The sequence below is a fragment of the Amycolatopsis sp. NPDC102389 genome (assembly GCF_044765885.1).
Classification (GTDB): Bacteria; Actinomycetota; Actinomycetes; order Mycobacteriales; family Pseudonocardiaceae; genus Amycolatopsis.
Genome location: NZ_JBIWKX010000066.1, coordinates 1 through 23,011 on the forward strand (window position 1 = coordinate 1; position 23,011 = coordinate 23,011).

Here is a 23,011-nt window from a genome sequence, read left to right on the forward strand (position 1 = left end):
ACTACCAAACACCCCACGAAACCCGCATAAGCTATCGTCAAGATCTCGCCCTCGTGGCATAAAACCCCGGTGTCCGGTTCCCGGGGACAACCTCACTACCTGCAAGCCGTCGTCGCCAGTCATCCACTACTGAGCAAGCTGGTCAGTGTTACCGACGAGGCACACATCGTGCCGCTCGGCCAGCACTTGTCACTGCTCCCCTTGACCGACGCACTCTTCGATGCGGTCACCATCACCGACGCACCCTGGCTCAGCAGATTCTGGAAGATGCCCGCAGGGTTCGACCGCGAGCTGGCCGCTTGTTCGACGGACGGTCCTGTTGCCTACATCGAGGCCGAGTACTTCGGAGGGGCAGGCTCGCAGAACGCGCAAGTGTGGGACTGCGGGCACGTTGTCCTCGGTCCGCTCCACCTCCCGGAGAAGCAGGCGACTCCGCCTGACGGCACTCCGATCTCACAGGCTCTCCGACGCCTCGGAGTCGACAATGGCAACCATCACGACGAGTTCGACGCGGTCGGGCTCAACCGACACCGCGACACCGACGACTGGCTCGACCACCGCGGTTGATCACTACCTCCGACCAGACACCAGCGTCGCGCTCGCTGCTGACCGCCGGATCACAGCGACCACCGCCCTCACCCCGCCAGAAGGCAAACGGCAGAACCCGACACACGCGAGCCCGAGACGCGCCCGAGAGATCCGAAACAGTCCGACACCAGGCGACACACCCCGACACAGCGGCTGCCCCGCGACCAGACGAAAAGGTCTTGTTCGACATCATTTGACACCGTCCGACACGCCAAGGTTCCGACTCTTAACCAGCGGGTTCGGGGTTCGAGTCCCTGATGGCGCACAGTAAGAAATCAAAGCCCACCTGCAGGATTCTTCGCAAAGAGGATCTTGCAGGTGGGCTTTGATCGTGTACGGGGCCTAATGAAGCCGTATCCGTCACTCCATTCCGGTCTTCTTCTCCGCTCGACGCGGAAAGCCTGGCGGGCCGCCTTCCTTTCGGTGGCCCACCAGGCTTCGTTCCGCGGCCGGTGACCGCGGTGGCCGGTCAGAAGGTGACCGTGAACCCGTCGATCGAACCGGTGTCGAACTTGTAGACGTCCTGGGCGCTGAGCTTCCAGGTGCCGTTGGCGTTCTCACCGGAGGCGTCGACCGTGTACGTCTCGTGGACACCGCCCGCGGAGCCGACCCCGCCGGAACCCTTCAGCCGGTAGACCTTGCCGCTCGGCCCGATCAGGTCGAGCACCAGGTCACCCGTGTAAGTGTGGCTGACGTCGACCTTGACCTGCAGCGACGAAGACGCCCTGCCGTCGCAACCCTCCTGCGTGACCGAGCTCGTCACCGCGGCACCGGCGTCCGGAATCGCCACCGGCGTGGTGTTCGACTTCGTCCCGCACGTCGGTCCAGGGCCGCCGCCACCGATGAACGACACGTTCAGCAGCTTGTTCAGCGAGCCACTGCCCGGGTTCTTGACGACCCCGTCCGACGCGTTGTTCACCAAGGCATCGCGCACCTGCTTCGGTGTCGCCGACGGGTTGGCCGCCAGGTAGAGCGCGGCCGCGCCGACGACGTGCGGCGTCGCCATCGAGGTCCCGCTCATCCCCGCGGACCCGCCGTTGCTCGGGCTCAGCGACGTGATGTTGGTACCCGGCGCGAAGATGTCCGTGCAGGGACCGTAGTTCGAGAACGACGACCGGTTGTCGCTGGAGTCCGTGGCGTTCACCGTGATGGCTTCCGGCACGCGGGCGGGGCTGGTGTCGCAGGCGTCGGTCGACGCGTTGCCCGCCGCGACACCGTAGACGACGCCCGACGCGATCGACTTCTTGAGCGCGTCGTCGCCCACTCCGGGCGCGTCCATGGTGAGACTCATGTTCGCCACGGCCGGCTTCTTCGCGTTGGCCGTCACCCAGTCGACGGCGTCGATGATGCCCGAGTCGGGTCCGGAGTTGTTGCAACCCAAGACCTTCAGCCCGACGATCTTGATCTTCTTGGCGACACCGTAGGTCTTGCTGCCGAGCGTTCCGGAGGTGTGGCTGCCGTGGCCGTGGCAGTCCCTGCCGTCGCCGCCCATGAAGTCCTTGCCGAGGCTGGCGCGGCCTTCGTACTCCGGGTTGTCGGGGTTGATGCCGCTGTCGAGGTCGTACGCGGTGACGCCCTCACCGCTGTTGTTGTAGGTGTACTTCTTGTCCAGCGGCAGGGCCTTCTGGTCGACGCGGTCCAGGCCCCACGTCGGGTTCGCCTGCGTGTCGGCGCCGCGGGCGGTGCCGTCCTGATAGACGGCCTTGACCGACGGATCCGCCGCGAGCCGCCGAGCCTGCTGCTCGGTCATCTTCTTCACCGAGAAGCCGTTCAGTGCCGCGGACCAGGTGGACCGCACTTCACCGCCGAAGCGTCCGGTCAGCGAAGACGCCGACGCCTGCGCGGTCGCGACGCCGTCCTTCAGTACCACGATGTACTGGTCGCCGTAGTGCTGTTTCGCTTGCACCACAACACCTTCGGCCTCGGACGCGACGGCGTTTCCGATGCCCAGCGCCAGCAAGGGAGTCAACGCGCCCAAAGTCAGCAGTAATTTACGCATGGATGATCACCTCAGGATCGACGGGAAGTCACTGGACGGTGAGCGTGTACGTGGCGGTCGAGGCCTTGCCGGAGCCGTCCTTCGCCGTCACGGTGATCGGATAGGTCCCCGCCTTGAACGGCGCGAAGACCTGCATCGTCGAGGTGCCGCCGCTGGAAATGGTCTGCGGGTTGAAGGTCGGCGCGAACGTCAGGCCCGAACCGGCGGCCGAGAGCATGATGGAACCGCTGCCACCGGTCACGGACACCTTGGTGCTGATCAGAAAGCCGCCGCGGGTGCTGCCCGACGCGGGGTTGAGCGCCACCTTGAGGTCACTCGGTTCGCTGCCGCCCTTGCCGACGGTGAGCGTCAGCGTGGTGGTCACGGTGTCGGTCGTTCCCTTGCCGGAGACGGTGATCGTGTAGTCCCGTTCGGGCGTGCCGGCCGCGGTCTCGATCGTGAGCTTCGCGGTGTCTCCGGACTTGATGGTCGAGGGCTGGAAGGTCGCCTTGGCACCGTCGGGGAGCCCCGACGCGGTCAGCGCGACGTCCTCGGCGCCGTTCTTGCCCGGCTTGCTGGTGATCGACGTCGAGACGTACTTTCCGGGGTCGACCTTCGCCGAGCCCGGCGAGGCCGCGAGGGTGAACTTGTCGGTGCTGGGGACTTCGCCGATCTGCTGCTTGACCCAGTCGCCCATTTCGTTGTTCAGGCGGCTGTAGACGCTGTACCACCGGAAGTCGCTGCGGCTCCACGACGTGATGCCGACGACGACACCGTTGACGATGAACGGGCCGCCGCTGTCACCGGGCAACACGGTCTTGCGGCCGTCGGAGTACCCGGCGCAGATCATCGTCTTGGGGTCGACGCCGTTCTCGACGCCGGTGCACTGGTTCGCGGGGACGATCGGCAGGGTCAGCTTCTGCAAAGTGACGTCGGCGGGGCTGTCGTTGTAGCTCTTCTTGCCGTAGCCCAGGCTGAAACCGTCCTTGCCCGGCGCTTCGAGGCCGGTGTCGGCGGAGGTGGCGACCTTGGCGTAACCGCCGGCGGGGACGGGGATGTCCGCGTCAGTGGTGATGATGGCGACGTCGTAGCCGTACCAGGGCTGAGTGAACTTCGGGTGGACCTTGTAGTCGACGGCCTTGAGCTGCGTGCCGCCGGTGCTCACCAGATCGTCGAGTCCATAAAGGACGGACTTCTCCCCGGCCAGTTCCTTGCAGTGCGCCGCGACCATCACCTTGCGGGGCGCCACGACGGAACCGCTGCAGCTCTGTCCCTTCGGCCTGGAGCCGCCCTCACGCAGAGCCGCGATGGCGAAGGGATAGTCCTTCACCGAAGCGGGCACGCCGCCGATGCCCTGGGCGTGGGCGCCGTCGGGAACCGGGGCGGCATCGGTGGGAGCGATCGCCGAAGCGGTCGGCTGGGGCGTCGCCCCGGCGGTTCCGCCGGCCACGGGGATCGACAGCGCCGCCACACCCAGTGCCAGCAGTCCGAGAACTCTTTTCCTTTTCACGGTGTTTCCTTTCAGCAGGGATGAAATCAGAAGGTCAGGCCGAAGCTGTCGAGCACGCCGGTGTCGAACCGGTAGACGTCCTGGACACGCAGCTTCCAGTCACCGGAACGGTTCTCGCCCGAGGTGTCGACGGTGTAGGTCTTGGCGAGGTCGACGGTGCTTTCGCCGCCCGCCTGCTTGAGGTTGACGACCTTGCCGCTCGGCGTGACGAGGTCGATCTTCAGGTCGCCCGTGTACGGGTGTTTGATCGCCACGGCCACCGACGTGCCGGAGGTTCCCTTCGCGTCGCAGGATCCGATGGTCACGGTGCTGCCCACGGCTTCACCTGCGTCCGGGACGGCGACGTCGTCGGCGCTGGTGCCGCCCGCGCAGGACGGCGGGTTCGGCGTGCCCCCACCGAGGAAACCGGTGTACAGCAGCTTGTTCGGTGATCCCTTGGCGTCGGAGATCTTGCCGGGGGTGGCGTTGTCGAGCAGCGCCTTGGTGACCCCCGCCGGGGTGGCCGACGGGTTCGCGGTCAGGTAGAGCGCGGCCGCACCCGCGACATGCGGGGTGGCCATCGACGTGCCGCTCATCTGCTGCGTGCCGCCGCCGTTGCGGGTCGAGGTGATGTTGCTGCCCGGTCCGAACAGATCGGTGCAGGTCCCGTAGTTCGACGACTGCGAGGAGTTGAAGATCGAGCGCTTGTCCTGGCTGTCGCTCGCGGCGACCGTGATCACTTCCGGTGTCCTGGCGGGCGAGACGTTGCAGGCGTCCTGCCCCTCGTTGCCCGCAGCGACCGTGACGGTGATCCCGGCCTGGACCGCGCCCCGCACCGCTTGGTCCACAGTGGACGTCGCGCCGCCGCCGATGCTCATCGTGAGCACCGCGGGCTTCTCGGCGTTCTTCGTGACCCAGTCGATCCCCGACACGATCGTCGACCACGGCGCGCTGGAATTGCAGCCGAGCACGCGGACGGCGACGATCTTCACGCCTTTCGCGACACCGTAGGTCGTGCTGCCGACGGTGCCGGCGACGTGCGTGCCGTGGCCGTGGCAGTCCGACGCGTCGCCGTCGTTGTCGACGAAGTCGTAGCCGCTGCTCGCGCGCCCGCCGAACTCGCTCTGCCGGTAGTCCGTCCCGGTGTCGAGGACGTAGACCGTGGCACCGTCGCCTTTGTCGGCGTAGCCGTACTTCTTGTCGAGCGGCAGATCCTTCTGGTCGATCCGGTCCAGGCCCCAGGTGGGATCGTTCTGGACGTCGGTCGCGTACGCGATGCCGTCCGGCTCGACCGAGGCGACCGCCGGGTCTGCGGCGAGCCGTGCCGCCTGCGCCTCGGTCATCCGGCTCGCGAAACCGCGCAGCGCGGCGTCGTAGGTGCGCGTGACCTGTCCGCCATAGCCTGCTGCCAGTGCCTGGACGTTCGCGGTGGTGGCCTGTCCCGCCTTGAGAGTGACCAGGTAGGCGCCGGGGATCGCCGCGGGCCCGCCTTTCAGGATCGCTTGGCTCCCTTGCGACGCGGTGGCGGGAAGCCCGAGTGCGGTGGCGGAAAGAGCAAGGGCGAGGCCGGCGACCACGGCGGCCCTTCGAGAACGGGAACGTTCACCCATCGGCATACTCCGCTGAAGCGGGGAAAGGCAGGGAGAGAGACGAACGTGATCGCGACCACGTTGCGACAACTGTGAAATTTCGGGCCGGGAGAAACAATAGTGGTCCGCTCGTGGCGACTACTCAATTAAATGACGCAACGCCCCGACCAGGGCTTTTCTCACTGCAAACAGCCGCTACATCGATCGCGGAAAATTATTCAGGACAGTAGTGAAAACAGATGCGGGCCCCTATTTATTGACGCGGGCACACGAATGTGGTCAGGCCGTCGTCGAGTCGTGCGGCAGGGAGAGCCGGGTGCGCAGCAATTCCTCGCTCAGCACCGCACGTGAAGGCAGATCGAGTTTGCTCAGCGCCCGTCCGATGTGGACCTCGACCGTGCGCGCCGACAGGAAGAGCCGTTCCGCGATCTGCCGGTTGGTGAGATTCCGCGCCGCCAGGAGCACGACTTCACGCTCGCGGGGTGACAGAGCCTGGCCGTAGCCTCGGCGCCCGCGCCGCGGGGTGCGGGGATCCTCGCGGCGGACCAGGATCCGGCGGCACCGCTGAGCGTCCACAAGGGCCCCGAGCGCACGATAGGTCGTCTCGGCCGAGGTGAACGCACCCAGGAGCCGCTCCTGGTCATCGAGTTCGAGATGGCATTCACCGGCGAGTTCGTCCGCGCCCGCGGCGGCGTAGGGTCGAGGCAACGAGTGATATGCCTTGGCCGCCTGGCCGAACAGTTCGGCGGCTTCGGCTGGACGGGCGCGGGCGAGCAAGCCCCGGCAGAGGATCTCCGCGGCGTGCGCCAGTGGCGCGTCGCGACCGGCGATGCCTTGCCGGTACTCGGCCACGAGCTCTCCGGCGGCGCCTGCCTCCTGCCGGTCGAGCATGACCCGCACGGCCAAGGGCATCAGCTCCGCCGCCCAGACCCAGTTGTTCTTACGGCGCAGACTGTCCAGACCGAATTCCGTGAGCCGCCGTGCCGCGGCGAGATCCTTTGCCGCGAGGAGCACCGCCACTCGCCCGGCGAACGCGGACGCCTGCAGCGGAACACTTCCACCGGCGAGGGCGAAAGCGGCGTCGAAATTGCTCAGTGCCGACGCCCGATGTCCCAGCCCGAAATCGTGCCAGCCGAGTGCGAGCAACGGTTCCGCGGCGAGCGAGCTTTGATGGCCGACCCGCTCGGCCAGGTGACGGGCCTCGGTCTCCACCTGCGTCCAGGCTCCCGTCGCGACGTCGATCCGGAGCCTGGCCCCGTCCGCCAGCGCCTCCAGATACGGCTGGTGCTCATCGTGGATCAGGCGGCGTGCCGTCGCGAGATACGTCCGGGCGACCGGGTAGTGGCCGTTCCACGCGGCCGCGTCGGCGAGATTGATGTAGGTACGGCTGACCTGCCGTCGCACGTCCGCCGACGGCGGCGAGTCCGGCGGGTCGCCGACGTCCTGCCAGACGCCGGGATCGGCCACCTGCATCCGGCTGGACATCCGGTTCGCGGTCACCGCGGCGAGCACCTCGACGTCGCGGATGCCCTTGCTCACCTGCTCCGCCTGGTCGAGCCAGCGCAGGTTCTCCTCGACCGACACCGCTCCGACATGGGGTAGTGCCAGCGTGGCCAGGCCGCGGGCGAGCAGCGCGCGTTTGCCGGAGAGATCGGTGAGGGCGAGTTCGATCTCCGAGCGCCCGGCGTCCACCTGCCCGGCCTGGTTGATCAGGACCCTGCCGAGGTTCAGCCGGATTTCGCCCCTTGCCGTCCTGCTCAGCGACCAATCGCGCACCGCGCCGCGGAGCAGCCGCACAGTGTCCTCGTCGACCAGGCCGTGCACCATCTCCCTGCTGAGCCGGACGGCGAACTTCTCCCTTCCCGCTCGCGACAATCCCGGATCCCCGAGCACCGCCGCGAGCAGCCGGACGGCCACGTCCGGACTTCCCTCCGCCGCCGCGCTGTCGACGGCGGCGGAGGTCCACCGGATCCATTCGTCCAGTGCACCCGCCTCGCGGTGATGACGAGCGATCCGCACCGCGGCCGGTTCCGTGTCGGCGGCGAGAAGCTCCGCGGCACGCGTGTGCATCAGGCATCGGCGCGGTCCCGGAATCGAGTCGTAAACGGAGTCGGCCAGCAACGGACTGCGAATCCTGTACCGGTCCCGCCCCAGATCCAGCAGGAATCCGGCGTCCAGCGCGCACATCAAGGCGTCGACGATCCCATCACCGTCCACACCGGACACCTCCGCGAGCGCGCGGCTTCCCGCCGGATACCCCAGCACCGCCGCCGCTTCGACCAGCGACGCACAACCGGGCGACGTGTCCGCGAGCCGCGCGGCCACTGACGCGGTCCAGGCCGACGGGAGAACGGACTCGGCGAGCTTCGTCGCGGACCGCTCGTCCGCGACGTCCGCGATCGCCTTCAGCACGGCGTCGACCGCGCCGGCGACCCCGCCGGTCCGCCGGTGGATCCGCTCGGCGAGTCCACGCGAGTCCACCAGCTCGGCGACCTGCTCGATCTCCAGCGGCTCCAAGGTGAAGTGCGCGGTCACGCCCGTCCGGGGAGGCCACCAGGTGGCCCCGGGTACGGGTTGCCGCCGGCGGGGCACCGAACCGGTCACGACCGCCAGGCGCGGTGAGGGGCAGGCCGCCAGATAACGCAGGAGATCGCGTGTCTCCTCGTCGGCGTCGTGGACGTCGTCGACGAGGAGGACGGTGCGCTCGTGCAGCGTCAGCAGTTCACGCAACGCCCTGAAGACCAGCGCACGCGAGTCGGCCGCCTCCAGGGGCGGCGGCAGCACGGCGTCGAGTTCCGGAAGCAGTGGCCGGAGACAGCCCGCGAGGGGTGACAGCCTCGATGCCGCTGCGGCCCATTCGACGGTAGCCGCCTTCAAGGCCTCGAGTACCGGCCCGAGCGGGACGGAGTCCGCCAGGCGCGCGCAACGTGCCTCGAGCACGACGGAGTCCTGCCGTTCGTGACGGCCCAGCCTGCCGAGCAACGTCGTCCGGCCGGCGCCGGGTTCGCCCTCGACCACGACGAACGCGGCAGGCCGGTCGACCTCCTTGACCACCTCGGGCCATTCCGGGCGGCTCGTCATCAGTGTGGCCGTGCCAGGTCGACAAGACAGTCGAACAGAACCTCCGCCGCGTCGCGTGAGGAACCCCGCAGGTACGGGGCGACGTCCGGCATGGTGGCCATCCGGCGCGCCACACCCGCCACCATGCGTTCCCTGACCAAGTGCAATTCGAGAGCGGACACCACAGCCCCCTGGACTCGCTTCGACACGGTCTTCCCTTCGGCAGGCAGTCCCTACACCTTCCACTCGGCCGTCGGCACTGACCAGCACGAAGGCGATAAGTAAGGACCCTGACCCAATCCGCCTACGCGGCGTTCGCGGCCTTGTTGCGCTTGAACTCGGACCAGCCGTCGTCGTCCTGGGCGAGCCCGGGGTTCGCACCGAAGAAGACGCTCTTCGCGGTCTGTTCGCCGGCGAGGTGGTATTGCAGCCACGCGGTCAACGCGCCCACCACCCGGTAGCGGGTCTCTCCTTGCAGGAAGTGCGTGGCGCCCCTCAGCTGGCCGTACACCGCGGGCACCTGGTCGCAAGCCAAGAACCGGCTGTGGACGTAGAACGCGGGGACGACGGTGTCCGCCTGGCCGGACACGAAGAACGCCGGGCCGTGCAGGTTGTTCACGTTGCCCTGCGGTCCCGGCATGACGGGGATGACGGTTTTGACCAACGGGTCCGCACCGGCGGCGATCGCACCGCCCCCACCCTGCGAGTGCCCGGCGGCCGCGATCCGACCGGCGTCGATCCTGCCGTGGAAAACGCTGCCCTCACGGGAGTTCTCCGCGATCAGGTACTTGGCTCCGTCGAGCATTTCCTTACCCGAGCCCGACTGGCCGGTGTTCGCCGCCGCGACGACGTAGCCCCAGCTCGCGAGGTGGGTGAACAGGAGTTCGTACTGTTCGACCGTCGCACCGGTGCCGTTCCCCCAGATCAGCACCGGGTGAGCGGAGGCGTCACTCCCGAGGTCCGCCGGGTAGTACAGCGTGTGCGCGGCGCCGCCGGCGGCCTTGACGGACCCGTGTGGGCCTGCCTTTTCGTAGTCACGGGCACCGATCGAGTAATTCTGTGGTGCGGCGATGGACACCGCGGGAGTCAGGGCGACCGCGGCGGTCACGGCCGTCGCGGTCAGGAAGGCCCGGCGGGTGAATGAACGCATGGTTCCTCCGCTGAAATGAAGGGAATGGAGTCGCACGATCCGGAAAGGCCTATCGACGCAGGGGATTTCTTTCCGCGCGATGGAATCAGGATGACGTCGTGAACCTAGCGCCGCGTGTTCCGCCGGACCAGGTTTCTGTGAACGTCGGCGCCGACCGGGCAGAGAAGCCCAGGTCGGCGTCCGCTGTTCACAGAATTACCTCACCAGTCCCAGCACGCGCCTTGGATGCCAGGGCCCAGATCACGCATCGCCAACGTGAGCATCCGAGTGGTCCCGATACTCAGCGGGGTTCCTTTACGCTGGGGGCCCGAGAGCGCCCGCTGTTCGTACGCGCGCACCCGTTTCGGAACCCGCAGGCCGAATTGGACCTGGCAGAGGTATTCCGCGGCCGGTCTCGTGAAGCGCCGGTGGTAGTGGTCGAGACGGGCGCCGGGCGGGAATCGGATCTCGTAGTCCAGGGCGGTCACCTCGCCCACCCCGAGCGTGCGGTCCAGCAGCATCTCGCCCGCGACCATCCCGCTGCCGGTGTCCACATGGACCCGGCCGAGCCGCGCACACCGGACGTCGCGGTAAACCGGCTCCTCGTCGAGCGGATTGTCGGCCTGGTAGTAGGTCATGAGCCGGTCGACCCCGTCGGTCTTGGCTTCGGCGACGAGCCGGACGTGCAGTATGTGTTCGCGTCCGAACTCGTCGAGGACCATGCGGTCGTGGACCGACCAGAAGGACAGTTGCCCGTCCGGCGGCGGCCGCAGGTCTTCGGGCAGCGTCCGGAGATCGGGCCACAGCCGCCGTCGCTCGATGCGGTTCGCGGGCGGCCCGAGCCAGCGGCCGCGTGGTGCCCGGGGGCCGAGCTGGGAGATCAGCGCTCCTGACGGGAGCCCCAGCACGAGTTCCAGCTGGGTCACCGCGTGCAGTGACGTCTCGCGTTCCGGCTGCGAACGCCCGCGCCGCCAGTACGACAAAGCCGAACGCGACAGTCGCACACCCCGGGTGGCGAGGTGGTGTTGAAGTCGTTCCAAGGACAGCCCGGACTCGTCGATCGCGGCGTCCAGCGTGATCGCGAACGGTCCGGGAAACGGCGGCGTCACCTCTTCATCATGATCACCGGACCACCCGGCCGGAAGCGACGAAAGTCGGTGGGCCACCGGCCTGCGCCGGTGGCCCACCGAGAAGGGTCGTCGGTCAGGAACCGAGGAACGACACGTTCAGCAGCTTGTTCGGGGAGCCGCTGCCCGCGTTCTTGACGACCCGGCCGAAGCGTTGTTCACCAGGGCGTCACGAACCTGCTGCGGGGTGGCGCTCCGGTGCGCGGAGAGGTAGAGCGCCGCGGCCCCGACCACGTGCGGGGTCGCCATGGACGTCCCGGGACTGCCGTGGTCGGAGACCACGCTGCGGATCGTGTCCACCGTCGACCTGCTGACACTGGCCACCGCCGTGCTCAGCTGCGTCGGCCTGTGCGTGACCATCCGGCAGCTGAGGATCTTGCGGACCTTGAGCTGGCGCGCGGTCGTCGTCACCCTTCTCGTTTTCGCCGGTTCCTTCTTCAGCTCGGCGCTGCTAGCCCAAGCCGTCCTGTCCCTCGGCGGGTTCGCCGACTGAAAGAAAAGTGCCGTCTGTTCCATTCACCCGTTTTCGTCCACGGACCGTATAATCTTCGAGTGCGCGCCTTTCGGCGATGACCATTCCGCCGCCTTCACCGTGAATATTCCGGGCTTTCCGCCGTGAAATCCTTTCCTGCGCCGGAAAGAGGGTGGCAGGCCGGGGTTCCGCGTACTCGGCGACAGCCGGAACGATCCGCGACTTTCGTCTTACTACCTAGGAAGGTATTCCGCCTGTCCCGTCGTCGGACATCTTTGGGCGGCCGGCATCGCCCTCGTTCCTCCAACGACCACCAGGCGGCTCGGCCGCCCGAAGGTGAGCAACCATGCGGAAAATTGCTTCAGTCGCTCTCGGGATCCTGGCGGCGGCACTCGCGGTGTCCACGCCCGGAATCGCGCAAGCCCAGACGGACTCGGGTGTCCAGCCCTCGATCATCGGCGGGACCACCGCCACGGAGACCTACAGTTTCATGGTCTCGCTCAGCAACGGCTGTGGCGGCAGCCTCGTCGCGCCTCAATGGATTGTGACGGCCGCCCACTGCGGAAGCGCTTCGCAGGGCCGGATCGGTTCGACGAACAAGAACTCCGGCGGCGAAGTCGGCCGGATCGACCGCCGGGTCACCAAGCCGGGCACGGACCTCACCCTCATGCACCTGTCCGCGGCCGTCCGCGCCACCCCGGTCGAGATGGCCACGGCCAATCCGGCGCCGAACACCACCGCGCGGCTCCTCGGCTGGGGTTGCACGAGCTGGCCGAGCTGCAGCACACCGACCACACTGCGCCAGATCGATCTCCGGGTGCTGCCCAGCAGCTCCTGCTACGCCGGCGGTGGCCGCGCCGGCGACGTCTGCATCTCCGGTGACCGCGGGCATTCCGCCTGCCACGGCGATTCCGGCGGACCGGCGGTCGTCGGCACCACCGGACGCTGGACCCTGGTCGGGGAGACGCACGGCCCCGGCGACAATGGCGGCGAATGCGCCACCAGCACCCTCTACACCGGCATCGCCCAGCACCTGAGCTGGATCAGGCAGCAGACCGGCTCCTGATCATCGGGCACCGGCACGCCTCGGTCGGCGAGGCGTGCCGGTTCAGGTCAGCGCCGGGCGAGGACCCGCCTGCCCAGCCATCCGGCGTAGACGGCCAATCCCGCGAACCCGGCCTTCCGGGTCGGACGGGCCGCGATCGCCAGGCCGATGGCGAGTTCGGTGGCGCCGTTGCGGTAGGTCCAGTTGCGGACGTCGTCGGCGAAGGCCATCTTCGTCACGGGTTCGAAGGCGGCCGGAGCGGCGAAGTGGGCGAGGCCGGTCACGGCGATACCGAGGCCGAGAAGCTTGGACATGGAGAGCCTTCCTTGTTCAGTCGAGGACGCCGGCGCGGCGCCAGAGCCGGCGGCTCGGGCCGCCGATGAGGCCGATCTCGGTGAAGTGTTCGACGGCCTTGGCCGCCCACGCCGCCTTGGTCCGGCGCCAGTGCGGGTTCGCGGTGGCGACCTGGCGGGCTTCGCGGGGGTCGAGGCCGACAGAGGTGTATGCCTTGGGGTGCAACAACTCCGACGTCGCGACGTAGGCCATCCCGGCGATCGCCCAGCGGATCAGTTCGCGGCCGACGCGGCCGTGGCGGGCCCAGGCCCGGCTCAGCTCGTCCTTGGCGAAGCTGATGTGGCGTGCCTCTTCGATGACGTGGATGCGGGAGATCATCCGGATCATCGGCTGAAGACTGTCGTCGCGCATCATCTCGCGTTGCATGCCGTCTGCGAGCTCTTCGACGTAGATCGCACCGGCGAACAGCAGTGCCGGACCGCAGATCGCGCCGAACACCTTGCCCGCGCGGTGCGCCGTGCGGCTCGGGCGCCGGACGACGCCGCCGCTCTTCGCGATCGAGCGGGCGAACATGGTGCTGTGACGGCATTCGTCGGCGATCTCGGTGAGCGCGTACTGGGCGTTGTGGGTCGTCGGGTCGCTGTTGTAGACGTGCCGCACGAGGCCCTGCATGAGGATCAGCTCGAACCAGATACCCGACGCCGCCGCGGCCGCGGCCTCCTGACGGCTCAGCTCGGCGCGCTGGTCCTCGTCGAGGCGGTCCCACAATGCGGTGCCGTACAAGGAACATCGTTCCGGCGCCTTGCCGTACGCGCCGTCGACGAGCGGTGCCAGCCAGTCGACGTCGACGTCCGGGTCGTAGGAGAGCCGCGCGGAGGAGCGTTGCAGGCGCTCGGCGACGCGTTCGCTTTCGGTGTTCGCGGTCATGACGACCTCCTTGGATCCTTGTGCTCCGGCAGCGGTCCGCCGCCGTCCGGGATGACCTGGCCGGAATCGCGGTAGGCCACCGCCTCGTGGAAACCGTCGCGTTCGGCGAACTCGCGGAACCAGCGGCCTTCCGGGGTGTGCCGGGTGATGCCGTCGAACAGCGTCGCGAGTGTCTGGGTGCCGGAGAGGCCCATGCTGTCGTAGGCCTGGTTGATCATCAGCTTCTGCATCACCAGCTGGTTCGTCGGGACGCCCGCCATCCGGTCGGCCAGTTCCTCGACTGCGGCTTCGAGCCGTTCGGGTTCCACCGCATCGAGCGCGAGCCCCCAGTCCGCCGCGGTGACGCCGTCGATGGTGTCGCCGGTGAGCAGCATCCGCTTCGCGCGCTGGGCGCCGGCGCGGTAGACCCACATCGCGGTCGTCGGGCAGCCCCAGACCCGGGCGGGCGGATAGCCGAGACGCGCGTCGGTCGCCATGATCAGCACGTCGCACGACAGCGCGATGTCGCTGCCGCCGGCGATCGCGTGCCCTTGCACCTGGCAGATGGTGGGTTTCAGCGACCGCCACAGGCTGAAGAAGTCGTCGGTGTTGCGCTTCATCACCCGGTAGTCCTTGATCGGATCCCAGACCGGGCCTTGATTCCAGCGTCCTTCGGCGTCTCCCTCGGCGAACTGTTTGAGGTCGTAGCCCGCGCAGAACGACCGGCCTTCGCCGCGCACCACGATCACCCGGACCGCGTCGTCCTCGTTGGCCCGCTCCACGGCTTGGCGGATTTCGCGGGGCATGACGTCGTTGATCGCGTTGAGCCGCTCGGGGCGGTTCAGGGTCAGGTAGGCCTTCCGGTCTCGGACGCGGTACGTGAGCGTCTCAAAGGTCATCGGAGCCGCCCAGCGCGCGCAGGGTGAACGTGACCAGATGCGGGATCGTGTCCGGTCCGCCCTCCCCCGCCAAGGGGCCGACCAGCGTTTCCGCGCCCGCGCCGACCAGCGCCGCGGCGGTCGCTTCCGCGTCCTGAGGAGGCAGCAGCCCCCGCTTCACGCCGTCGGCGATGTTCCTGGCGATCACCTCGCGGAACGCGCGACGGAAGACCAGCCGTTCGGCCTCCACCACGGCGTCGACCGGCTCGGCCAGCAACGCGTACGCCAGCCGCGGCGCCTTCAACGCCCGCCCGGCGAAGGTCTCGATCACGGCGACCACCCGCTCGCGGACGTCGCCGTGGGACGCGGCGGCCTCGACGGCGTCGACCTCCCGGGAGACCACCTCACGGAAGACCTCGACGACGAGGTCGGCCTTGGACGGGAACTGCCGGTACACGCTGCCGGTGCCCACGCCCGCCCGCGTGGCGACCGCGGCCATGGAGCAGCCCGCGTAGCCGGTCTCGGCCAGCAGCGCGATGGCCGCGGCCAGGATCTCGCCTCGCTGCGAGTCCAGTCTGGCCTGCGTCTTCGGGGTCCGTCGGTACGGCATGTCAAGGAGTGAAGCACGGATTCCGCACTTCAGCAACGCCCACGAGTCTCGTTCCGTGAAGGCCTCCTTGAGGGACTCTGGGTCCCTCAAGGAGGCCTTCACGGACCACCGGCTCAGTTGCGGTCGAGGGTGAAGGTGCTCGTCGTGTTCCGGATGTCTTCGGCGTTGTCGTTCAGGGTGAGCCCGGTGAACGTCGCCGAGCCGACGGCCGGACCCTGACCCGGTTCCGGCAGCTCGTTGACCCAGATCCCGATTCCCGACTTCGCGTCGAACTCGTCACCACTGCGGTGCGCGCCGGTGATCGACACGTTCGTCAGCACCGTGTCCTCGACCGGGTTCTCCGGCCGGGTCCCGGTGTACTTCGTCTGGAACATGATGCCGCTGTAGGTCGGGCTCTGAATGTCCACATCGGACACCCGGATGCCGCGGAACTCCTTGGAAGCGGAGAACATCCAGATCGCCGGGAACGTCTGCTGCCCCCAGAAATGACCACCGGTGCGGACCAGCGAGACATTCTGGACGCTCGTCGGCTGCGGGCCGAACCCGAGGAACGGGTAGCCGAAGTCGAGCGAGCTGAGCGTGATCCCGGAGTACGTCAGCGTGTCCGCGATGTACATGTTCCGGAAGGTGTTGCTGTACCCGCCGTACACTGCCAGCCCGGCCGCGCGCCACGGGAGCAACACTGTCAGGTTCTCGAACACGTTGTCGTATTGGTTGCCCGCGTTGAGATCCGTGGCGGCGAACAGCGCGAAACTGTCGTCACCGGTGGAGCGGGCCTCGTTGTTGGTGACCCGGTTTCCCGTGCTGCCGTTGGTGAAGTTGACCCCGTCGGCGAACAGGTCGCGGATGCGCGAGTTCTTCACCGTCGTGTTGTCCACATTGGTCGCCCACAGCAGGCACATCTGGTGCTCCACCCAGATGTCGTCGATGGTCATGTTCGTGACGTTCGTGAAGTTGAAGACCTTGCCGGGGCCGTCGTTGCGGGACGTGTAGTTCCCGAACACGGCGAACCCGCCGAACGTCGAACCGCTCGCGCTCGCCTGCGCGTCGAAGCCGATGTCAGTGTTCTCCTGCCCGGCGGGCGCGGTGAACTTCGTGAACCACGGCCCGGCGCCGAGCACCGTGATCGGCTTGCCGTACACGGTGACCTTGTTCGTCATCGGATACTGCCCCGGCGGCAGGAAGACACCGGTGAGGTTCGGGTCCTGACGGGCCTTGTCCAGCGCGGCCTGCACATCCCGCTGGGTGAACCCGGCCGGGACGGCGTAGCGCGCGGGGTCGGGGTTCGCGTTCGCCGTCGCCAGCTCGAAGTTCACGAAGTCGATCGCGTAGTTCAAGCCGTTGCCGGAGTCCTTCTGCAGTTTGATCTTGTGTCCGGCGGGCACGGTCGTGCCGAGCAGCATGCTGGCCTCGTCGTAGATGTGCCGAGCCGGACCGGCTCCCGGCGAGTTCTGCGGAGAGGCTTCCGGCCCGTAAAGCCATGCGTGACGGGAAGTCAGGTCGATGGCCTTCAGGAAGGTGCCGTCGACGTAGACGTTCAACGTCGAGTTCTGCCCGCCGCCACCCGCGGCGTCCGGCATCGAGAACCGGGTCACCAGGGTGTTCGTGGCCGCGCGAGTGGTGAACTCGACCGAGGAGCCGGTCGAGTTCAGCGTCACGGCCTTGCGGCCCGACGCCTCGCCCGCGAGGTCGCCGATCTTGCGGTTCGGGCCGATCACGGACGCGCCGCCCGCGACCACACCGTCTTCGGCCTCGTACATGTCGTATGGCATGTTCGCGCCGCGTCCGACGAACAACGCTTGCGTGCCAGTGTTGTTGCCCTGTTCGGCGGGCAACTCGTTAGCGTCGTTCGCGACGACGGTCTTGACCGTGTACCGGCCGTTCCCGGCGGTCCAGGTGCCGACGTTCACCGGCGGCGCGGTGGCCCCGGCGGCGATCTCACCGGAGTACGAACCACTGAACGTCTTGACGACGGCGCCGTTCTGATCGGTGATCGTCACCGTCACGCCGTGCGCGCCGCCTGCCGAAGCGACCGTGCCCTGGTTGCGCACCGTCGCGGAGAAGGTCACGGTGCCGCCCGGCGTCGGGTTGTTCGGCGACCACGCGGTGGCCGCGACGAGGTCCGAACTCCGCACCGGGCCGACGACGAGCGCCGCCGCACCGGTGTAGGAGTTGTTGTTCTCGTCCTGCTCGACGACGGCGTTGGCCTCGTCGACCTTCGCGGTGATCTGGTGACTGCCCGCTTCCCGGGCGCCGATGTCCGCCGAGACCGTCGCCGACGCCCCCGCCGCGAGTGCGCCGACCGGTGCCGTGCCGACCTTCGCCATGCCCAGGTACAGGTTGACGTTCGTCGCGCCCGAGGCCGCGGTGCCGGCGTTGCGCACGGTCGCGGACACGGTGATCGCGTCGGTCTCCACCGGGTTCTGCGGCGACCACGAAACGCCCGAGACCGTCAGGTCGGGATTCGGGGCGGGGACACCGAAGACCTGGAACTCCGCGGCCTGACCACCCGGGGCGCCGGAGTTGGCGGTGATCCGCAGGCGGACGTCGGCGGCGCGGCCGCCGACCGGGATCGTCACGGTGTTGCCGCTCGACGGAGTGAAGGTGTACGTCTGCGCGGGCACCAGCGTGGTGAACGCCGCCGCGCCCTGGTCACGCCCTTCGACGGCGATCGTCTGCGTCCGCTGGGCCCACGCGGGATCCGGGTTGAGTTTGACCACGACGCGGTCGAGATCGGCGTTCGACCCGAGCGCCACGGTCAGCAGATTCGGATACGCCGCGCCCTCCCAATACGTGGTCACGGAATCGTCGTTGGCGTTCGCCGCGACATAGCTGTGCTGCACCGAAGACGCCGTGATCGGCTTGCCCAGCGCGAGATTCGTCCCGGCCCGGGTTCCCGTCCTGGTCACCGTTCCGCTGCTCGGCGACTGGTTGCCCGCCGCGTCGCGGGCCCGCACGGAATACGCGACGGTCGCGCTTTCCGGCTGATCGTCGGTGTAGGTCAGGACGTCGCCGGCGACGCTGCCGCGCGGCTGCCCGTTGGCGTACACGTCGTACCCCGCGACGCCGGTGTTGTCCGTCGAAGCCGACCAGGTGAGCCGGACCTTGCCGCTCGACGGCTCGGTGTAGGCGAGGTTCCCCGGCGCCGACGGCGGCTGCGTGTCCCCGCCCGCCGGACCGTGCACTTCGAACTCCGCGAGCTGGGCCGCGGGCCAGCCGGTGTTGGCGGTGATGTTCAGCCGCACGAACCGGGTGTTCCCGGTGACGTCGAGGGTGACGGTATTGCCCGCCGCCGGGTCGAACCGGTGCCCGGCCGACGGCGCGAGATCGCTGAAGCTCGCGCCGTTCCCGCTGCCCTGCACCGAGAACGTCTGGGTGCGGGCTTCCCAGCCGGAGGGCAGTTTGAGCACGAGCCGGGCGATGTTCGTGGCCGCCCCGAGGTCGGCCTGGATCCATTGGGGGAACTGGTTGTTCGTGCTTTCCCAGTAGGTGGCCTGGTTCCCGTCGCCGACGTTCGAAACGGCGTAACCGGGCAGCTGGCTGCTGGCGGTGTACGTCGCGTCGGCGGCTTCGACAGCGGCAGGAGTCGCGAGGGTCGTCGGTGCTTCGCTCGCGGCTACGGCGGGTGGTGCCAGCAGAAGGGACAGGGCGGCAAACGTCGACGCGCGCGTCAGTGGGCGCTTCGTTCTCATGACATTCCTCTGTTCCGGGAGGGGACTGAGCGGAATCTTCCTGACTCTTGTCATGTTCTTGCGCTGAATTGTTCAAGAATTACAGCCCATGGGACGCCGCAAGTCAACGGCCGGTGCTAAATCGCGTGACCGGCCGGAAGCACGCTGCTAACGTCCGGCGCGACCAGGTGCTTTCCCGGAAAGAAGGAGAACGGCGTGCGCCGAGCTGTCGAGTCCCCGAGCCGTATGGACCTTTCGACAGCCCTGGAGCCGTTCATCCATGGAGTACCTGAACCTCGGAATCCTCGCCCATGTCGACGCCGGTAAGACGAGCCTGACGGAGCGCCTGCTCCATCACACCGGTGCCATCGGCACCCTCGGCCGCGTCGACACCGGGGACACCCGCACCGACACGATGGAGCTGGAACGCCGTCGCGGCATCACCATCCGCTCGGCCGTCGTGTCGTTCCGCGTCGGCGACCTGCGCGTCAACCTGATCGACACCCCCGGCCACCCGGACTTCATCGCCGAAGTCGAACGCGCGCTGCGGGTGCTCGACGGCGTCGTCCTCGTCGTGTCCGCCGTCGAGGGGGTGCAGGCGCAGACTCGGGTGCTCATGCGCGCGCTCGAGCGGCTGCGGATCCCCGTGCTGATCTTCGTCAACAAGATCGACCGGGCGGGCGCCAGGTACGACGGCCTCCTCTCCGATCTCTCCGAACGCCTCGGCGTCGCCTGCGTGCCGATGTCCGAAGTCGACGACATGGGCACGGCGACCGCGAAGGTCCGGCCGCTCTCCCCGCCGGCTGGGCAGGCCGAGCAGCTCGCCGAGCACAGCGACGCCTTCCTCACCGCGTATCTCGAAGACACGCTGACGGCCGAGGACTACCGAGCCGAGATCGTCCGCCAGACCCGGCGCGGCGTCGTCTCCCCCATCTTCTTCGGCTCCGCGCGAAGCGGCGAAGGGATCGACGGCCTGACTTCGGGTATCCGCGAATTCCTTGCCGGCGCGGGAAAACCCGTGCCGGACGACCGGCTGCGCGCCACGGTGTTCAAGATCGAACGCGGCCGCGCGCACGAGAAGATCGCGTATGTCCGCGTGTTCTCCGGCGAGATCGGCGCGCGCGACCACGTCCGGTTTCATCGCCGGGGACTCACGAAGGAGGCGAAGGTGAGCGCGGTGCGCGTCTTCGAGCTCGGCGACGAAACCGTCGAGGCTCGTGCGCGGGCCGGGCAGATCGCCAAGGTCGCCGGGCTCAAGGAGATCCGGATCGGCGACCTCATCGGCGTCCCCGAAGACGAGGGTGCGGCCACCCAGTTTCCGCCGCCCGCCTTGGAAACCGTGGTCACTCCCGCCCTGCCCGCCCAGACGCCCGCCGTCTTCGCCGCGCTTCAGGAGCTGGCGGAACAGGACCCGCTGATCACCGTCCGGCAGGACGACGAGACACGCCGGATCTCGGTGCGGCTCTACGGCGAAGTGCAGAAGGAGATCATCGCGGAGACACTCGCCGCCCAGCACGGCCTCGACGTCGATTTCAGCCTCACCCGGCCGGTGCTCGTCGAACGGCCGATCGGCACGGGGCATTCGGTGTGGTTCATCACGGAGAAGCGGAATCCGTATTTCGCGACGCTCGGGCTGCGGGTCGGCCCCGGCGCGCCCGGTTCCGGGCTGACCTTCGGCCTCGACGTCGAACTCGGTTCCCTCCCGCTCGCCTTCCACAAGGCCATCGAGGAGACCGTCGACGCGACCCTGCGGCGGGGCCCGTCCGGCCGGGAGGTGATCGACTGCGTGGTGACCGTCACCCATACCGGCTACTTCAGCCCGGTCAGCGCGGCGGGTGACTTCCGCAAGGTCACCCCGTTCGTGCTGGCAGAAGCGCTCCGGGAGGCGGGGACCGAGGTGCTCGAACCGGTCAGCCGGGTCGAACTGGAACTGCCGGCCGGGACACTGCCCGCGACGCTCTCCCGCCTGGTCGAAGGCGGCGGGCTCGTCACCGGGTCGGTGGTGCGGGGCGACCGGGCCGAGCTGACGGGCGTCCTGCCCCTGGGCGAGGTCGCCCGGTTCGACCAGCAGCTGCCCGGTCTCACCCACGGCGAAGGCCTGATGATCACCGAACCGGCGGGCTACCGGCCACGGGTTAGCCCGAATCGGCCAATGCCCGGCTAGCCGGAACGAGTACGTTCTGAGGGGTCGGCGAAATCCGCCGTCCGAGGGAAAGGGCCACGATGGATCAGTTTCGCGACACCGCTTCGGCGTTGCGGGAGCTCACGGAGTCGATGCGGCTCGACGAGCCCCGCGACGAGTTGCTGGAACGGGTGGCGAAGAAGGTGGTCGGCCTGCTGCCGGGCGCGGACGCGGCCACGGTGACGCTGTACTCCGACAACGAACCGAGCACCGTCGCCGCCACCGACGATTCCCTCCTTCCCTTGGACAAGGCGCAGTACACCGCGGACGAGGGGCCCTGCCTGAAGGCCGCCGAGAGCGGGACGATCGTCCGGACCCTGCTGGACGCCGACGCCGCCGCGCGCTGGCCGGACTTCGCCACCGCCGCCGAGCAGCTCGGCGTGCGGACCGCGCTGGCCTGCCCGCTGTTCGTCCCGGACGAGTCCCATTTCCGGCGGCGGGAAACCGAGCCGCTGGCCGGCGCGCTCAACGTCTGGAGCTTCCAGGAGAACGCCTTCGACCCGGTGGAAGCGACCCTGGTCGCGATGTTCACCTCGGCGATCTCGGCGATCATCCTGACCGCGTCCCGCTGGGCCGCCGCCGAACGCCAGGCGGAGACCCTGGTCGCCGCGTTGGAGACCAGGGACGCCATCGCCACCGCGAAGGGAATCGTGATGGCACGTCTGGAGCTGAACGCCGAAGAAGCCTTCCGCTGGCTCACCGAGGCGTCGCAGCACACGAACCGCAAGATCCGGGAGATTTCGGTGTTGATCGCCGAGGATCCGAGCGCGGTTTTCGGCCGTTAGCCCAGCGAGATCCGGCGGTTCTCGCGTGAGGACTCGAGGCCTGCTTCCGCGAGCCTGATACCGCGTACCCCCGCCATGAAGTCGTAGGGGTGCGGCGCGTCCTCCACGACGTGGCGGACGAACTGCTCCCACTGGGCGCGGAAACCGTTGCCGAAGTCGTCGTTGTCCGGCACTTCCTGCCACTGCGAACGGTAAGACCGCGTCTCCGCGAGGTCCGGGTTCCACACCGGCTTCGGCGTGGCCTCCCTCGGCTGGATGACGCAGTTGTGCAGCCCGGCGACCGCGCTGCCCTTGGTGCCGTCGACCTGGAACTCCACCAGTTCGTCGCGGTGGACCCGCACGCACCAGGACGAGTTGAGCTGGGCGATGACCCCGCCTTCGAGCTCGAAGATCGCGTACGCGGCGTCGTCGGCCGTGGCCGCGTACCGGTCGCCCTTCTCGTCGACGCGCTCCGGGATGTGGGTGACGGCCTTCGCGGTCACGGCGTTGACGGCGCCGAAGAGGTTCTCCAGCACGTAGTTCCAGTGGCAGAACATATCGACGACGATGCCGCCGCCGTCTTCCGCGCGGTAGTTCCAGCTGGGACGCTGCGCGGCCTGCCAGTCGCCCTCGAAGACCCAGTAGCCGAACTCACCGCGCACGGACAGGATCTGCCCGAAGAAGCCGCTGTCGATCAGGCGCTTCAGCTTGAGCAGACCGGGCAGGTACAGCTTGTCGTGGACGACGCCGTTCTTGACCCCGGCCGCCTCGGCGTGCCGCGCCAGCGCGAGCGCGCCCTCGACCGACTCCGCCACCGGCTTCTCGGTGTAGATGTGCTTGCCCGCGTCGATGGCGCGGATGATCGACTTCTCGCGGACCGCGGTCAGCTGCGCGTCGAAGTAGAGCGGGAGATCGTCGTCGCCGAGCGCGGCGTCGAGATCGGTGGTCCAGCGGGTCAGCCCGTGCCGGGTGGCGATCTCTTCGAGCTTGTCCGCGTTGCGCCCCACCAGGACCGGCTCCAGCTGGACCCGCGAGCCGTCGGCCAGCTCGACCCCGCCGGCCTCCCTGATCGCCAGGACCGAGCGCACCAGGTGCTGCCGATAGCCCATCCGCCCGGTGACGCCGTTCATCACGACGCCGAGTTTCCGCGTGGTCATCCGTTCTCCTTTGAAAGCGCTTTCCTGAGCACATCCTGAAAGCGCTTTCTCAGCCTGTCAAGACCGATGCGA

General features: G+C 68.3%; 18 protein-coding genes and 1 pseudogene. 5 read left to right on the forward strand and 14 right to left on the reverse strand.

What is annotated here, in order from left to right; translation table 11 throughout:
* Nucleotides 1-69 precede the first annotated feature (69 nt).
* Nucleotides 70-567 carry a hypothetical protein gene (locus ACIRGA_RS34920; RefSeq protein WP_400949602.1) on the forward strand — a complete coding sequence of 166 codons (498 nt, stop codon included), beginning with the start codon at nt 70-72 and terminating at the stop codon, nt 565-567.
* 490 nt (nt 568-1,057) lie between these two features.
* Here the strand turns inward: ACIRGA_RS34920 and ACIRGA_RS34925 are convergent, their stop codons facing one another.
* From ACIRGA_RS34925 to ACIRGA_RS34960, 8 genes and pseudogenes are all read right to left on the reverse strand, one after another.
* The gene (locus ACIRGA_RS34925; RefSeq protein WP_400949604.1) at nt 1,058-2,587 is read right to left on the reverse strand and encodes a S8 family peptidase; all 1,530 of its coding nucleotides are present in this window, start codon (nt 2,585-2,587) and stop codon (nt 1,058-1,060) included.
* Between the two features lie 28 nt (nt 2,588-2,615).
* A complete protein-coding gene (locus ACIRGA_RS34930) occupies nt 2,616-4,076 on the reverse strand; it encodes a trypsin-like serine protease (RefSeq protein ID WP_400949606.1) in 1,461 nt (486 codons plus the stop codon).
* Between the two features lie 26 nt (nt 4,077-4,102).
* Nucleotides 4,103-5,665 carry a S8 family serine peptidase gene (locus tag ACIRGA_RS34935; protein WP_400949609.1) on the reverse strand — a complete coding sequence of 521 codons (1,563 nt, stop codon included), beginning with the start codon at nt 5,663-5,665 and terminating at the stop codon, nt 4,103-4,105.
* Nucleotides 5,666-5,923: 258 nt separating this feature from the next.
* Nucleotides 5,924-8,725 carry an ATP-binding protein gene (locus ACIRGA_RS34940; protein WP_400949611.1) on the reverse strand — a complete coding sequence of 934 codons (2,802 nt, stop codon included), beginning with the start codon at nt 8,723-8,725 and terminating at the stop codon, nt 5,924-5,926.
* The gene (locus ACIRGA_RS34945; protein WP_400949614.1) at nt 8,725-8,886 is read right to left on the reverse strand and encodes a hypothetical protein; all 162 of its coding nucleotides are present in this window, start codon (nt 8,884-8,886) and stop codon (nt 8,725-8,727) included. Before ACIRGA_RS34945 ends, ACIRGA_RS34940 begins: the two co-directional genes overlap by 1 nt.
* A 122-nt stretch (nt 8,887-9,008) precedes the next feature.
* Nucleotides 9,009-9,854: an acetylxylan esterase gene (locus ACIRGA_RS34950; RefSeq protein ID WP_400949617.1), complete on the reverse strand. Its 846-nt coding sequence runs from the start codon at nt 9,852-9,854 to the stop codon at nt 9,009-9,011.
* 200 nt (nt 9,855-10,054) lie between these two features.
* A complete protein-coding gene (locus ACIRGA_RS34955; protein WP_400949619.1) occupies nt 10,055-10,942 on the reverse strand; it encodes an XRE family transcriptional regulator in 888 nt (295 codons plus the stop codon).
* Between the two features lie 94 nt (nt 10,943-11,036).
* Nucleotides 11,037-11,218: pseudogene (locus tag ACIRGA_RS34960) on the reverse strand (S8 family serine peptidase); the annotation flags it as partial.
* Here ACIRGA_RS34960 and ACIRGA_RS34965 point away from each other — a divergent pair.
* On the forward strand, nt 11,208-11,453 hold the full coding sequence (locus ACIRGA_RS34965) for a hypothetical protein (protein ID WP_400949688.1): 246 nt from the start codon (nt 11,208-11,210) through the stop codon (nt 11,451-11,453). The pseudogene ACIRGA_RS34960 and the gene ACIRGA_RS34965 overlap by 11 nt on opposite strands.
* Nucleotides 11,454-11,778: 325 nt before the next feature.
* Complete coding sequence (locus ACIRGA_RS34970; RefSeq protein ID WP_400949622.1) at nt 11,779-12,498, forward strand: S1 family peptidase; 720 nt, start codon at nt 11,779-11,781, stop codon at nt 12,496-12,498.
* Nucleotides 12,499-12,545: 47 nt separating this feature from the next.
* Here ACIRGA_RS34970 and ACIRGA_RS34975 read toward each other — a convergent pair whose 3' ends face one another.
* The 5 genes from ACIRGA_RS34975 to ACIRGA_RS34995 form a co-directional block, all read right to left on the reverse strand.
* Nucleotides 12,546-12,791 carry a hypothetical protein gene (locus ACIRGA_RS34975; protein ID WP_400949625.1) on the reverse strand — a complete coding sequence of 82 codons (246 nt, stop codon included), beginning with the start codon at nt 12,789-12,791 and terminating at the stop codon, nt 12,546-12,548.
* A gap of 16 nt (nt 12,792-12,807) precedes the next feature.
* On the reverse strand, nt 12,808-13,698 hold the full coding sequence (locus ACIRGA_RS34980) for a diiron oxygenase (RefSeq protein ID WP_400949627.1): 891 nt from the start codon (nt 13,696-13,698) through the stop codon (nt 12,808-12,810).
* On the reverse strand, nt 13,695-14,576 hold the full coding sequence (locus ACIRGA_RS34985; RefSeq protein WP_400949629.1) for a crotonase/enoyl-CoA hydratase family protein: 882 nt from the start codon (nt 14,574-14,576) through the stop codon (nt 13,695-13,697). The genes ACIRGA_RS34980 and ACIRGA_RS34985 overlap by 4 nt, the downstream gene beginning before the upstream one ends.
* On the reverse strand, nt 14,566-15,165 hold the full coding sequence (locus tag ACIRGA_RS34990; RefSeq protein WP_400949631.1) for a TetR/AcrR family transcriptional regulator: 600 nt from the start codon (nt 15,163-15,165) through the stop codon (nt 14,566-14,568). Before ACIRGA_RS34990 ends, ACIRGA_RS34985 begins: the two co-directional genes overlap by 11 nt.
* Nucleotides 15,166-15,278: 113 nt before the next feature.
* Nucleotides 15,279-18,857 carry a CARDB domain-containing protein gene (locus ACIRGA_RS34995; protein WP_400949633.1) on the reverse strand — a complete coding sequence of 1,193 codons (3,579 nt, stop codon included), beginning with the start codon at nt 18,855-18,857 and terminating at the stop codon, nt 15,279-15,281.
* Between the two features lie 259 nt (nt 18,858-19,116).
* On the opposite strand from ACIRGA_RS34995, the gene ACIRGA_RS35000 reads away from it, so the two are divergent.
* Both ACIRGA_RS35000 and ACIRGA_RS35005 read left to right on the forward strand, forming a co-directional pair.
* Nucleotides 19,117-21,000 carry a GTP-binding protein gene (locus ACIRGA_RS35000; protein WP_400949635.1) on the forward strand — a complete coding sequence of 628 codons (1,884 nt, stop codon included), beginning with the start codon at nt 19,117-19,119 and terminating at the stop codon, nt 20,998-21,000.
* A gap of 59 nt (nt 21,001-21,059) precedes the next feature.
* Nucleotides 21,060-21,803, forward strand: coding sequence for a GAF and ANTAR domain-containing protein (locus ACIRGA_RS35005; RefSeq protein WP_400949638.1), 744 nt, complete (start codon nt 21,060-21,062; stop codon nt 21,801-21,803).
* Here the strand turns inward: ACIRGA_RS35005 and ACIRGA_RS35010 are convergent.
* Nucleotides 21,800-22,939 (reverse strand): Gfo/Idh/MocA family protein, encoded by a 1,140-nt coding sequence (locus ACIRGA_RS35010; RefSeq protein WP_400949640.1) that lies wholly within the window; start codon nt 22,937-22,939, stop codon nt 21,800-21,802. The genes ACIRGA_RS35005 and ACIRGA_RS35010 overlap by 4 nt on opposite strands.
* Nucleotides 22,940-23,011: the final 72 nt, after the last annotated feature.